This is a genomic window from Bradyrhizobium lablabi (assembly GCF_900141755.1).
Lineage (GTDB): Bacteria > Pseudomonadota > Alphaproteobacteria > Rhizobiales > Xanthobacteraceae > Bradyrhizobium > Bradyrhizobium lablabi_A.
On the sequence record NZ_LT670844.1, the window covers coordinates 3,612,224 to 3,625,299 of the forward strand.

Here is a 13,076-nt window from a genome sequence, read left to right on the forward strand (position 1 = left end):
CGACCTCTTCGAGATGCTTCCCGCATCCACCTCTATTCCAGGACATTTGTCGATCAGTTGCTCGCGCGGAACCTTCCGGTCGACGGTTCGGATCTAAGAACGCGGACTTGTAATCGCTTGTCCGATATTGCTGCTTCTTGCGCAATATTGCGGCATTTCGGCCGAACGAAGTGCGAGGTTCCGATTTCTCGCAAGCCGCAAGTGGCCGATGCCGAACTCAGGGTGGCACTTTCGCGAGAGTGGCGTGCGGCTCTCGCGGGAGTGACGGCGGCAGCTGTCTTGAGCATTGTCTCGGCCGGACCGAGCCGGCCCAACCTGCCAGGTTGGCCTATAGCGCCCCGGCCTGCGACGATGCTACGTTGAGGCATCAGGAGGGGCACCGGATGACAAAACTTCGAGAAGCAACGGCTGCAATCGTTTGCACGGTTCTTTGCTTATACACAACCGTCGCTCAAGCCGGTCCTTGCAGCGAAGACATTGCACGATTTGAAGCCGCCATCCGCCAGTCTGCCGGAAATCCGAACGCGGGATTGACAGCGCCCCAGTCGGTTGGCGCACAACTGGGTCACGAGCCAACACCCGATTCCGTGAAACGGGCCCAAGAGCGCTTGCAAGCAAAATTCTCGGCGACGATGGCCCGCGCCAAACGGCTGGATGCCAGGGGTGATCGCACTGGCTGCAGTCGCGCACTTTCTTCAGCGAAGCGAATGTACATTATTTGAGCGGAGCCACCGCCGGCAGGAATTTTCTCTATGTTCCCGTTGACCCGACCGGTTAGTCGCTGTTTCGCCGCAGCTTAGCCGACTTTCGTCTTCGCCAATGGAAGCCTGAACGAGAACACCGCGCCGCGCTGGCGGTTCTCGACCGAGATGTCGCCGCCATAACTTTCAAGGATCGTGCGCGCGATCGGAAGTCCCAAGCCCGTCCCTTGCGGCTTCGTTGTGACGAACGCATCGAAGATGCTTGCCATTTTGTCGTTTGGTATGCCCTTTCCAGAGTCCGATATTCGCACTTCGACGCCGTCGGCCTCGGCATTCTGACGGGTCCTGACCGTCAAATTGTGTGGTCCGGGCTCGCCGTCCATGGCATCGATACCGTTCATCACCAGGTTGATCATCACCTGCTGCAAATGGATCGGATCGGATCGTACCGGCAACGCTTGTGGGGCAAGTACGGTACGCAACAGAACTCCCCGCCTTTCTATCTCAGGCGAAACAATCTTGACCACGTCCCGAACGGTGTCATTCAGGTCGACCGCTCGCAGATCGCCCTCCTTCCTGTCGTTCAGTAAATTCCGCAAGCCGGCAATGATCTCGCTCGCGCGCTGTTCGTCCCTGACAATATCCGAAAGAATTTCGCTGATTTGGCCGAGGTCAGGTGGATCGGCCTTTAGCAGGACTTGCGCGGCTTCGGTGTTGCTTAGGATCGCTCCTAAAGGCTGGTTGAGTTCATGTGCTATGGATGACGACAGTACATTTGCCGTCGTCACCCGGTTCAATCGGACGACCTCGCGGCGACGACTGGTTGCTTCAGCTTGCGCGAAATGGCGGCGGCGACGCTCGACCAGCAACCAAGAGATGATTGCGGCCTGCAACAGCAGTGCAGCAACGCCGATGGTCACTTGCGGCCGATATTGCTCCCATAAACCGGGTTGGCGAAAGTGGATCTCACTCCCCGCGGGCAAACTGCCTTCGCTGATGTTCCAGCGTTGCAGCTCTCTCCAATCGTACTTTGGCGTCGCATATCCGATCGGAGGCGTCTTGATATCTCCCGGTGCTTCTCCGCCCATGATGCGCATGGCGACACTAGCCGCTTCTCGGCTTACAGATGAAACCGAAATAAGTGGTCCACCGATGATCCCTTGACCAAAAAACGCGTCGGAATGGGTAAATATCGGCGCGTTCGCGACCGCATGAAGACGGGTCAAGATCCCTTCTTCGTGGGGAACTCCTGCCCCATCAACCGAAAACAGCCCAAAGAAGATAGCGGACCGTTGTGGCAACGCAGTGGCGCGCTGGAGCATCTCTTCAAGCGATAAATCGTTCAACCACGTAAACGAGACTCGCCCTTCGAATCGTCGGAGATCGGTGCGCAATTGTTCCATCCAATATTTCTCGAGGGGAGAGTCACCGAGAACAACTGCAACACCGGTGGTTTGGGGAAGTACCCGCAACATATTTTCTATGATGACGGGAAAATCGTTGTTGACCGCGACCACCGCGTCGTTCGCCGTGAGTCCGCTGAGCGAGACTCGGCGATTCTCAAAAGCCGTGTACAGCGCCGGCACGGAAGGAAACAGTTGCTGCCTATGTTGCTGGACAAAGTTGACCGCCGGCCCACCGATGGCCACGACCAGATCGAGCCGACGTTCGCTGAAAAGAGCGCTCAAATAGCCGACGAACGGTCCCTCTTGATCATCGGCGAAGCGAGCGGTCGCCAAAGACGCCTCGTAGAGGTCTATGGCGTTTGGCGATTGCCGAACCAATTCCTCTCGGAAGGCCCTGGCATACTCGCTCCATGGCGCGAAATCGCGGCCGAAGGAGTGCAGGAGCAGAACCCGCTTGGACTCGGAGAGTGCCTCGCCGGTCATGGCGAGAAGCAGCACAATCGCACTAAAGAGTATCCGGGATCTCATCTGTCAGCGAAGCCATCAAGAGTATGAGTGTTCGCGGGATTGGATCAGTGCGCGCCGGTTGCATCCATTGTAATCTGAACGCTCGCATTGCGGGAGGTTTAATTGCGGGAATTCGATCAAGGCGCTCGCGCAGCAGGTGTATCGTGATGAGACAATGTAAGTAGCCCTGTCGTTTTATCGTAGATCTCAACGGCTAGGTCTGGTCATGGGACCTTTTTGATTGCCTCAATGAGCAGATTTGCCAAAAACGGCTTCCGAAGATACGCAATGCAGCCAGCGTCAAATGCCTCCTGACGGGTGGCTTCGTTATCGATCGCCGTCATGAAAATCACCGGCAGATCCGTACCCGATGACGTCAGCCGCCGTTGCAGATCGATGCCTGAGATCCCGCCGAGGTGAATGTCCAGAACAAGGCAATCCGCCCCGCACTCTGCGAAGCTCTCAAGAAACAGTTCTGCGGAAGTAAATGTCTGAACGCGGAAGCCGTGCGCTGCCAGCAGACGGCCAAGACCCTTTAGCAGGCTCGGATTGTCATCAATGACAGCTATGGTGCGCATGCGATTGCTGATCCAAATAAAGAAGAGTTCGCTGGCGATGGCGAACAATCGATAGCGATCTGCGGAGATACGACCTCGCAGCTGAATGCGTAGGCGATTTACCTGCGCGTGCAGACCACACTCGTGCAGCGGCTGCTACGACGCTATGCAAAATCCACCGCAAGGCTGACATTTGCCGATGCCTGCGTGAGCTCGGCCGTCACCGACCATGACGCCAGGCGGTCAGGGATTTGGTCGGTTGAGCACGGTACGAAAACCCAGATGCGCCGCCGAAAGGTCGTTTTCCTGGGGCTGCCGAGCGGCGGGGCGATAGCGAGAACAATAGTTCATCGAGCACAAATATGAGCCGCCCTTGATGACTCGGCTCGCCGTTTGCCCTTGCGCAATACGAAGGCTGACGCGTTCAGGACCGATCGGATTGGTTGCCGCTGCTTTCGAGTGACCCGATCTGTACCAATCGCTGGTCCATTCCCAGACGTTGCCGATCATGTCGTAAAGGCCATAGCCGTTTGGGGGAAAGCATCCCACCGGAGCTGTTTCGGCAAAGCCATCATCGTTCGTGTTCAGCACCGGAAAGATACCCTGCCAGGTATTGGCAATCGGTTTGCCTTCCGGATCGAACGCGCTGCTCCAGTCGTCTTCGCCATCACGGCCGCCGCGCGCCGCGAACTCCCACTGCGCTTCCGTTGGCAAGCTGCGGCCGAGCCATTTGGCATAAGCAAGGGCGTCATCATAGGCGATATGAACCACGGGGTGGTTTTCCTTGCCCACGATCGAACTTGCCGGGCCGCCGGGCTGGCGCCAGTTAGCGCCGGCAACATATTGCCACCATCGACCGTCTTCGCCCTTCGCATCCTTCGGAGGCACAAACATGATAGAGCCGGGAACGAGCAACTCACGCGGCCAATCAGGATGGCTCTTGGGATCGACCGGACGCTCGGCCAAAGTCACATAACCGGTCGCGTCGATGAATTTCTTGAATTGCGCGTTCGTCACCTCGTGGCGGTCGATCCAGAAGCCGTCGACGCGCACAATGTGGGTAAACCGCTCCTCCGGCTGATGTTGATCGGAGCCCATCGCAAAGGTGCCCGCTGGAACAAAGCTCATTCCCGCAGTCTCACCGTCGCCCAAAGGGAGCCCGGAGTAAGCGGCGCAACTGCCGATTTCTGCTTTTCGCTCCTGCTTTTTCGTGACCTCGGTCGCGGACACACAGATCATCGCACCAGCAAACGCCGCAGCGCAAACACCCACAGCCAAAACAGAACGAACCCAGAGCGGCCAATTTAGCGAAACCATGCTCGTTACTCCTAATGCGCCGACTGATGGCTGCCGCCGCTGGCTTCATCTAGCGAGCGGCTCCCCGGATGCTTCGACTCACTGTCGGCATCTCGACACCCTCCTGCGGCCCGACTGTCCGCGCACATGCGGGCTCTTCGGCTGGCAACCTCTGCTGGCCAGCGGGCCCGATTGATGCTTCCGAGAGGCGCGCTGTCAGGTGTCGAATTTCCGGTGACGTCGAAATAGATGGTCTCACTCTCTTCCGGCGGAAGTTGCGAACCAGGCAGCAGGGTAAGCCTCGCGACCGTATGGAAGGGCGCTTCCGCTTCGCTCCACTCGACGCTGGCGTTTTCGATCCAGAAGCTGGCATCCCGACGCTTGCCCCAGTACGTCATATTGTCGGCGTCGAGTAACTGGACCCCAAAGTCGAAGCTGCTCATTTTGCCATCCTCCTTGAGGTGCCGGATCAGTTCGTCCTGCAGGCCCTTCGGATTGCTCTTTTCCAGAGGGCAAGCCGGATTGTTCGGGGATGGCGTGGCCGAAAACTTCACGACGTCGGTCGGTCCGTGACGAAAAGGGACGGTGCTCCAGTAGCGCAGCTGTTGGTAGGGCTTGATGGTCTGGCGCGCCTGTATCTCCGCCAAAGCGAGCGTTCTCACCACTCTCAGCTTGTCCTGGAACGGCAGGGACCACAGACCGAGGACTGGGTTTGATGCCGTCAACACGCCGATAGTCGCCAGAAAAGCGGGCGAGTCATTGATGGGCAGGGTCGTTGCGTTTTGCATCGAGAAGTCCTGCCGACCAGGCTTTGCGTCAGGACCTGCGGTGTCATCCCGAGCGAGGTCGACCGAGAAAGACAACGACCTTACGTCGGGCTTAAAATCGGAGTTTACGCTGGCGTCCGCGTTGGCAAATCGCACCACCGCGGGATAAGCGCCAGGCTTTGCGAAAATCCCCTTCGCAAGCCGCCTCGCCAGCGCCGGCTGGCGTCCGGCCGTTACGTCAAGTACGTCGAACTGGGCTCGGGCGCACACACCCTTTGCGTGGGTTCCACGGCAAAGCCCTCGTTGCTGTTTCGCGGCAGCATTCGTCTGCATCAAGAGAGATTTCTCGACGATCGCCTCAATATCGGCCTTTTCGCGGAAGGGGTTCCGGTCAGCATCGCTCTCGGTCACTCCAAACCATCTGGTCAGCAACACCATCGAAAGTCTCCCACGAGACGCCGGATCACGCCTCATCCCAACCGGGCGATAAACTTGATCGCGGTCACACTTGGCAGAAAGCAGTACGCGGCGGCTTTCGTCGTAACGAAGCTTGAGAATCCCGTGAGCTTGATCGGCGGTGCGCCGTTGGCGTGCGGAATGACGAAAATGCTCGCCGCCGGGTCCTGAGTGCCGATCAACGGGTCTTTGGATTTGGGATGAAGCCTGACCGCGCCGGCGAATTCGCTATCGTTGACCCAGTTTCCGAGCACAAACTCGTACTGGTTCTCGATGCTGGAGTTGATGAAATAGCCGAGAAGGCCGCGCTCGATGCCGTCGTCGGGTCGCGCAGGATCGTAGGCTGGCCCATATGGCAGACCGCGGCGGATCAGCCGGTGGGTGTTATTGCTTCCGCCGGGTTGCCCCTGGCCGGTGACAGGCTGACCCCTTGGATTAATGCGGCGCATGTGCGCGCCAACGGGACAGCGCAGACCCCTGGGATCACCCGATCCATCCGCGTTCACATATTCGAAATTGTTCAACTGCTCTGGTGGAATCCCGCCTGACGGGTTGTCCGTTTCTGGCGACAACATAAGAGGAACGCCGTTGCGCCACCGTCCGCAGATCTTGGCGGCAAGCATTTCAGGGTCGATCTTATCCTTATTCGATTGAAGGTAATTCTCGAATTTGACGACGTCGGTTTTGATCATCTTGAAGACGGCAAAGCTGCCGTTCAAGCCGAGCTCACGAGGTTCCGGCACGAAATAATTCTCGGCTTCGTCCCGCAGCACGAACAGCCAGGGTTCGCAGGGCTGCTGATGATCAGGCGGATATCGTTCCGGACCGCCGCGAATTGTCGTCATGCTGATGCCGTCGGTATAGCCGAAATGAACCTTGAAGGTGGGGACTGCTTCGCCGTCCTTCATTTCCATCAACGCCATCCCGTCAGCACGCCAGATCTCCCGAAAGGCACCGCCTTCGGCAAACAGCGCGACCAGGCGATCGCTGTAACTCGTCATCGCCTCCGGGGTAATGGCGTGCAGCGTCAAGAGGACGTGGTCGCGTCCCTTGCCGAATCCATCGATCCAGTGGTGCGGGGCGCTCTCGCCGGTATCGCCTACTAGTTTCGCGCGTTCGGCGGCACCAGAGATGAACGCGCCGAAGGATTTGAACGAGAGGCCCGGGACGCGCTCCCTGATTTCCAACGCGATCAGCCCGGGCCACGTGATGCCGAGGTTCAGGCAATAGTCGGGCTTGCGGCGCGGGGCATCAGTGGGATGGTCGCCTGGCCCCGGCTCGAAACCCACGTGCCAATCTTCCGCAGTGGTGATTTGCGGCACGTCGAATTCGTTGCCATTGACGAACCGACCGAGCAACTTGCGGGCCGCCGCGGGAATGCCGACCGAAAGCAGGAAATGCCGCACCATCGGCATCTTGTAACCGCGGAGGATGAAGCCCTGAATATCGCCGAGGTCAAGCGCGCTCCGCGAAGCAGATCGGGAATGGGAATCTCGTCCCGGAATTTCATTTTCCACTCGGCCGAAAAGACGGCGAAAAAATCCCTGGCCGCCTTCTTTCGCCTCAGCCGCCCGTGCCTCGTTGGCCTGACCCATCGCGCATCTCCTTGACTATCGGCCCGAAGCGGATAGCGGCTTGCTGTCGGCGACCAGCGCGTGGATGTCCTGAACCGAAAGACCCGGATATGCCTGGTAAAATCCGATCGGAGTGCGATTTGCCGCCGCCGCAAAGTCAACGAACTCCTGGAGATGCTTCCTGCATGGCGAGGGTGGCGGGTTCTTGGTGAACTTGAATATTAGATCGAAGACCTCTCCGATATTTTTGGTGAAGTCGGCAATGTACTTGTCGAAGGAGCCGTCATAGACGGTAAAGAAACCGATCTGGTTGTCCTCGAGCGGCACGAACTGCGCGAAATGAGGCGTGCCGACTTTATCCAGGTCCTTCGTTGTCCCGCGCCCCCTGGCCCGCAAAATCAGTTGTACCGCGATGAAATGAAGCGACGACTTGATCGGCAAGATGACCAGAAATGGATGCAACTCGCCGCTCCCACTGACGTCCGCAGCGGACGCCAGCGCCTTGATTTCCTTGGCCGTGACATTGGGGTAGGCGGTGTAAAGGTTCACCGCATGGATCAGATGCGCCGCAGTCCATTTGGCGAAAGCCTCTGCATTGGCGGCGACCGGACCAGGTGGCGGATTTTGTACGTGCTGGAAGATGGCGTCGAACACCGGTCCCGCAAGCTTGGCGAGATGGGCCATCAGCGGACCGAATTCGCCGTCGAAGTCGCCAAGAAACAGCAAGGTCTTTTCGCTGAGAACCGTGAAGCGCGAGTAGTGAACCTTGCCGATGGTATCCGCCGCCCGAAACAGCCCCGGCATCATTGGCGGAAGCTGTTCCGCCAACGCCTTCGCATCCGCAGGCGACTTCAACGGAAAGCTGAGGGTGAAGTGGTTCTGGCTCATGATGTCATCTCCCTCATCCTGGCGGCTCGTGCATCCGGGCGACTGAACGCCCGGGATAGGCGTTACATGCAGCGATACAGAGCGCTGGCCACGCGCTGGTTCGCCACGGTTGATCCAGGCATCGAACCGATTGGTTGTTACGGACGCCCACCGACGTCCATAACCGCAGTCCGCGATTGCCGCGCTAGTCCCTCGCTCTTTCGAGTGCGTGCCGCATCAGCCTTTGCTCATCATTCGTCATTTGATCAGGACCAAGTTTGAAGGTCAGCTTGTCGATCTTGCCGGTGAAGCGGAACGGCAGCTTGTAGCTGTCATCCACCGTCGTGCGGGTGTCGCTCCCGATGTCAAAGGTTTCGTCGATGGTCATAAGGATCGGAATTGTGTGCGGGATCGCTTTTCGGGCAATCTCATTGCCATCAACCGTCAATACACCCGTGCCACCCTTGCCTGGGCCGGGGCCGTCGTACTTGAAGTCGAATACAATCGTGTGCTTGCCGGGCTTGAGCGCATCGCCGAACAGGTCGCGACGTCCTATGCCAGCTTCCCAGCGGAACCGCTCCAGATCGAGCATGTTGTAAGAAAAGACCGGCTTGCCTTTGAGCAGGTAAAGGGCGTATCCGCCGAAGCGACCGCCCAGCGTCACGATCATTCCCTCGGCGCCCCCATTGGGTATCGTCACTTGGGCCGTGATTGTGTAATCCTTGTCCAGAATGCTCGGTGCATTGCCGAGCGGAATGCCGGCGTTCTCACCGGAATAGGTGAAGACCGTTTTCCCGGCGGTCGCGCTCGGACGCGGCGTCACCAGGCGAGGCAGGATCGAGTTGTCCAGCGGCAAGACTTGATATTTTGCCGCCTCGGTCAGGAACAAGGCCTGCAGCTCCCGCAACTTGTCAGGATTCTTGGCTGCGAGGTCGTTGTATTGCGAATAGTCTTCCGTGAGGTTGTAGAGCTCCCACTTGTAGTCGTTGACGTCGGGCAGCTTTGCCGTTCCCATGAGCCACGGTGCAGCAGGTGGAGTCGTCGCGGCGTACCAACCATCGTGATAGATTCCGCGATTGGCGAACATCTCGAAATACTGCGTGTCGCGTTTTGACGGCGCGTTGGCGTTCGCCTGGTCAAACGTATAGACCATGCTCACGCCCTCGATGGGCTTTTGCGCGATGCCATTGACCGTGGCTGGCGCCTGAATACCCGCGGCTTCGAGGATCGTCGGCACAATATCGATCATGTGATGGAACTGCGAACGAATGCCGCCGACATCCTTGATGTGGCCGGGCGAGGAGATGACCATCCCCTGCCGGGTGCCACCGAAGTGCGACGCTACCTGCTTGGTCCATTTAAACGGGGTATCGAACGCCCACGACCACGCCACCGACATATGCGGGTAGGTTTTGTCTGAGCCCCAATTCTCGTAGTGCAGCATCATCTCGGCTTCCGGCAGTTTCAGAATGCCGTTGTAGGCGGTCATCTGGTTCGGAGTGCCCTCAAGGGTGCCTTCGGCGCTGGTGCCGTTGTCGCCGCTGATGTAGATGATCAGCGTGTTGTCGAGCTTGCCCATGTCCTCGACCGCCTGGATGACGCGGCCGATCTCATTGTCGGTATAGGCTGCATAGCCGGCAAACACCTCCGCCTCCCGCGCGTATAGTTTCTTTTGCAGGAATGAAAGTGAGTCCCATTTCGGCAGGGTATCCGGCCAAGGGGTCAGCTCCGTATTCGCCGGGATAACCCCGAGCCGTTTTTGGTTGGCGAAGATCTGATCGCGCAACTTCTCCCAGCCCATGTCGAACTTGCCTTTGAACTTGTCGATCCATTCTTTCTTCGGCTGATGCGGCGAATGCGTGCCACCCGGCACGTAGTAGACGAAGAACGGCTTGTCAGGTGCGGCAGCGTTCAATCCGTTCATGTAGTTGATGGCGTCGTCCGCCATGTCGGTGATGAGGTTGTAGCCAGGCTTGCCGAGCCAGGGAAAAACCTGGCTCGTGTTGCGAAAGAGATAAGGCGTCCACTGGTCGGTCTCGCCGCCCATGAACCCGTAGAAGTACTCAAATCCCATTCCGACGGGCCATTGGTCGAACGGTCCGGCCGCGCTGTACAGATAGGTTGGGGTGTTATGGTTCTTGCCAAACCATGAGGTGGCATACCCGTTATCGCGGAGAATAGTTCCGATCGTCGCGCTTTCCTGGCCGATGACGGAATCATAACCCGGAAAGCCGGTTGACATTTCGCCGATGACGCCGAACCCAACCGAATGGTGGTTGCGTCCGGTGATGAGCGCCGCCCGCGTCGGCGAGCAAAGCGCCGTGGAATGAAACTGGGTATAGCGCAATCCCGCCTTGGCGATGCGATCCATGCTCGGGGTCGGGATGACACCGCCGAAAGTGCCAGACACGCCATAGCCCTGGTCGTCGGTCATGATCAGCAATACGTTCGGCGCGCCCTTGGGCGGCACCACGGATGCTGGCCAGTACGGCTTGGAATCTTTGGCGTCTTCCTTGATCACGCCGCCGAACTTCGGGGGCTCGGGCGGCAATTGTTTACCATCGATTGTTGTCGTAGCGCTGGGCGAACCCGGAGTGCCTTCGATCTGTTGGGCCTGCGCGGTCAAGGTTGCCAGCGGAAGCAACAAGAAAGTTGTCAATAACCGCCAATGCGCAATCGAACGCTTTATCTTTGGCAAATTCGTCATGTGCCGCCTCCAACTACGTGAGTTCTCATGTTCTGGAGCGAACGCCAGGCGCGACCTGTGGTGGATCCTGCAAAACAACCCACCGCACTTGGTCGCAATTCGGTCCATGATGATATTAGAGGAATGATCGCGCCCGACTATGCAGTTTCAGACACGGGGCCGAGCAGCTTCGCACGCTTTCCCCGCTCGCTTGTCTTAGTCGGCTCACCAGCAAAGGCGGATCGGAGTGATAGCCGCAGGCCGGACGGAGAAGGGCCATTCGACGCGCCGATTTTGCATAGCGTCGGCCAATCAACCGGTTGCAAATGAACGCTGGACATTATCAAACGACGGGGCCTCGCCGTGCTCATTATCCTGGGTCTCTATCTTGTCGGGCTGTGGGTGGTGTTTTCGAGGTTCAAACTGGTGCGCTGGGGCTGGCTGTCGGGGACGGTCGCCGTCGTCATCGGCGCCCTCATCCTCGCGACATTTCTCGCATTGTTTAATTACCTCACGCCCTCGGGCAGGGTGACCGTGGCGGGCCGTGTGGTGGAGGTTACGCCGAACGTGACCGGTCAGATCATCGCCATTCCGGTCAAGCCGAATGTGCCCGTGAAGACCGGCGATGTTCTGTTTCAGATCGATCCGGCGCCCTTTCAATACAAGGTCGCGCAATTGCAAGCGTCGCTTGCCGCGGCAAAGCAACAGACCGAGATCTTGAAATCGAATTACGAGCAGGCCACCGCGAATGTCGTCGGTCTGACCGCGCAGGTCGCGTTCAACACGAAACGCAACGCGGACATTCAGAAGCTTGCAGCGGAAGGTGCCAACACGGAATTCCAGGCTCAGGACCGCCAGAATCAATACGAGACGACACTAGCGCAGCTCAACGTGGCCAAAGCGGCGCAGCAGAGCGCAAAACTCGCGTTGGATTCCGAGATCGGCGGCGTCAATACGACGGTCGCGCAGACTCAGGCGCAGCTCGACAACGCGAGCTGGGAGCTGTCGCAGACGACGGTGCGCGCGCCCGCCGACGGCTATGTGACGGTCGTGGCGCTGACCGTTGGCGACCGGGCATTGCAGGCTCGTTCGGCGATATCCTTCGTCGTCGAGAATGAGATTACAATTGTCGGGATGTTCTCACAGAATGGCTTCCAGACGATAAGGGCCGGCGCCCCCGTCGACATCGTTTTCGACAATGCGCCGGGGCGCATTTATCACGCAAAGATCACGGCAATCCCCAAGGGCGTCGGCCAGGGGCAGATTGCGGTATCCGGAACGCTGGCGCGCACCAGTGCGCTGGGTGGCACTTCCGTCTTTCCGGCGGAGATTTCTGTTCCGGACGAAATGAGCCGTGACTCGCTGCGGCTGGGAATGTCCGGAAACGCCACCGCATTTGCCCAAAATGCCGGCGTTATCGGGCTGCTTGCCTCCATTCTTGTCTGGGTCAGCGCCTATACGGCTTACCTGTAGCAGCGACGAACGCACTCTGCTGGCAATCACCTGCGTTGACGAGTCGCGCGCGAGTGGATTATTTTCGCGTTCCAAGCTCAGGCGTCCACCTCGACCAGGGTGAGCACGATGATGGCCGGCGGTCCCGTGATTCATATCGTGGACGACGACGCCTCGTTCCGGACGGCGATTTCGCGCGTATTGAACGCCTCCGGCTATGAGGTTGCAGCCTACGAGTCTGCGACCTGTTTCTTGCGCGACATTGAGAATGCCAGTCCCGGTTGCATACTCCTCGACGTTCAGATGCCGGCCTTGGGCGGTTTGCAGCTCCAGGAAGAACTTGCGAGGCTGTCACACGGCTGGCCGATCATCTTCATGACAGGTCATGGAGATATTCCCACCAGCGTGCGCGCGATCAAGGCCGGCGCCGAAGATTTCCTTACTAAACCCATACCCCGGCAAACGCTGCTGGAAGCGATCCAGCGCGCGCTGGTTCGCCATGCGGCGCAGCGGCGCGGCCAGGACCAGCTCAATTCCTTCAAAACCCTTATCTCGACGCTGACCCCGCGCGAGAACGAGGTTTTCGCGCTCATGGTCCGTGGCAAATTGAACAAGCAAATTGCCCATTCGCTCGGTACTTCCGAACGCACCGTCAAGGCCCATCGGCACATGGTGATGGAGAAGCTGCAGGTTCAGTCGTTTGCGGAGGCGGTTTCTATCGCGGAGCGCGTAGGGCTGTTGGCGTCGCCATCTTCAAGCGCCGCCGAGAACCCGGGATAGAGATCTCCGGACATCCAGCTTCCGAGC

10 protein-coding genes are annotated in these 13,076 nt (G+C 58.7%); 3 read left to right on the forward strand and 7 right to left on the reverse strand.

Annotated elements, in window-relative coordinates:
• Positions 1 to 796: 796 nt before the first annotated feature.
• The 5 genes from B5526_RS16840 to B5526_RS37750 all read right to left on the reverse strand — a co-directional run bounded on the left by B5526_RS16840 (position 797) and on the right by B5526_RS37750 (position 6,721).
• Complete coding sequence (locus B5526_RS16840) at positions 797 to 2,590, reverse strand: sensor histidine kinase (protein ID WP_172842061.1); 1,794 nt, start codon at positions 2,588 to 2,590, stop codon at positions 797 to 799.
• Between the two features lie 248 nt (positions 2,591 to 2,838).
• Positions 2,839 to 3,192 (reverse strand): response regulator transcription factor, encoded by a 354-nt coding sequence (locus tag B5526_RS16845; RefSeq protein WP_079545061.1) that lies wholly within the window; start codon positions 3,190 to 3,192, stop codon positions 2,839 to 2,841.
• Positions 3,193 to 3,414: 222 nt separating this feature from the next.
• Positions 3,415 to 4,488: a formylglycine-generating enzyme family protein gene (locus tag B5526_RS16850; protein ID WP_244562319.1), complete on the reverse strand. Its 1,074-nt coding sequence runs from the start codon at positions 4,486 to 4,488 to the stop codon at positions 3,415 to 3,417.
• 11 nt (positions 4,489 to 4,499) lie between these two features.
• Positions 4,500 to 5,672, reverse strand: a complete 1,173-nt coding sequence (locus tag B5526_RS16855; protein ID WP_079539698.1) for a hypothetical protein — start codon at positions 5,670 to 5,672, stop codon at positions 4,500 to 4,502.
• A gap of 32 nt (positions 5,673 to 5,704) precedes the next feature.
• Positions 5,705 to 6,721 carry a hypothetical protein gene (locus B5526_RS37750; RefSeq protein WP_154071340.1) on the reverse strand — a complete coding sequence of 339 codons (1,017 nt, stop codon included), beginning with the start codon at positions 6,719 to 6,721 and terminating at the stop codon, positions 5,705 to 5,707.
• Positions 6,722 to 6,949: 228 nt separating this feature from the next.
• Here B5526_RS37750 and B5526_RS37755 point away from each other — a divergent pair, with 228 nt between their 5' ends.
• Positions 6,950 to 7,300: a hypothetical protein gene (locus B5526_RS37755; RefSeq protein ID WP_154071341.1), complete on the forward strand. Its 351-nt coding sequence runs from the start codon at positions 6,950 to 6,952 to the stop codon at positions 7,298 to 7,300.
• On the opposite strand, the gene B5526_RS16865 is transcribed toward B5526_RS37755, so the two are convergent.
• Positions 7,301 to 8,152, reverse strand: coding sequence for a hypothetical protein (locus tag B5526_RS16865; protein WP_079539702.1), 852 nt, complete (start codon positions 8,150 to 8,152; stop codon positions 7,301 to 7,303).
• 184 nt (positions 8,153 to 8,336) lie between these two features.
• Complete coding sequence (locus B5526_RS16870) at positions 8,337 to 10,838, reverse strand: arylsulfatase (RefSeq protein ID WP_079539705.1); 2,502 nt, start codon at positions 10,836 to 10,838, stop codon at positions 8,337 to 8,339.
• Positions 10,839 to 11,180: 342 nt separating this feature from the next.
• Between B5526_RS16870 and B5526_RS16875 the strand changes: the two genes are divergently transcribed.
• Both B5526_RS16875 and B5526_RS16880 read left to right on the forward strand, forming a co-directional pair.
• Positions 11,181 to 12,290 carry an HlyD family secretion protein gene (locus B5526_RS16875; protein ID WP_079539707.1) on the forward strand — a complete coding sequence of 370 codons (1,110 nt, stop codon included), beginning with the start codon at positions 11,181 to 11,183 and terminating at the stop codon, positions 12,288 to 12,290.
• A 111-nt stretch (positions 12,291 to 12,401) separates the two neighbouring features.
• Positions 12,402 to 13,049: a response regulator transcription factor gene (locus B5526_RS16880; protein ID WP_079545063.1), complete on the forward strand. Its 648-nt coding sequence runs from the start codon at positions 12,402 to 12,404 to the stop codon at positions 13,047 to 13,049.
• Positions 13,050 to 13,076: the final 27 nt, after the last annotated feature.

Excerpts from the sequence above, each read along its gene's own strand:
- B5526_RS16865 (WP_079539702.1), bottom strand. The coding sequence starts at position 8,152 with ATGAGCCAGAACCACTTCACCCTCAGCTTTCCGTTGAAGTCGCCTGCG.
- B5526_RS16855 (WP_079539698.1), bottom strand. The coding sequence starts at position 5,672 with ATGGTGTTGCTGACCAGATGGTTTGGAGTGACCGAGAGCGATGCTGAC.
- B5526_RS16845 (WP_079545061.1), bottom strand. The coding sequence starts at position 3,192 with ATGCGCACCATAGCTGTCATTGATGACAATCCGAGCCTGCTAAAGGGT.
- B5526_RS16880 (WP_079545063.1), top strand. The coding sequence starts at position 12,402 with ATGGCCGGCGGTCCCGTGATTCATATCGTGGACGACGACGCCTCGTTC.
- B5526_RS16870 (WP_079539705.1), bottom strand. The coding sequence starts at position 10,838 with ATGACGAATTTGCCAAAGATAAAGCGTTCGATTGCGCATTGGCGGTTA.
- B5526_RS37755 (WP_154071341.1), top strand. The coding sequence starts at position 6,950 with ATGGTCGCCTGGCCCCGGCTCGAAACCCACGTGCCAATCTTCCGCAGT.
- B5526_RS16850 (WP_244562319.1), bottom strand. The coding sequence starts at position 4,488 with ATGGTTTCGCTAAATTGGCCGCTCTGGGTTCGTTCTGTTTTGGCTGTG.
- B5526_RS16840 (WP_172842061.1), bottom strand. The coding sequence starts at position 2,590 with ATGACCGGCGAGGCACTCTCCGAGTCCAAGCGGGTTCTGCTCCTGCAC.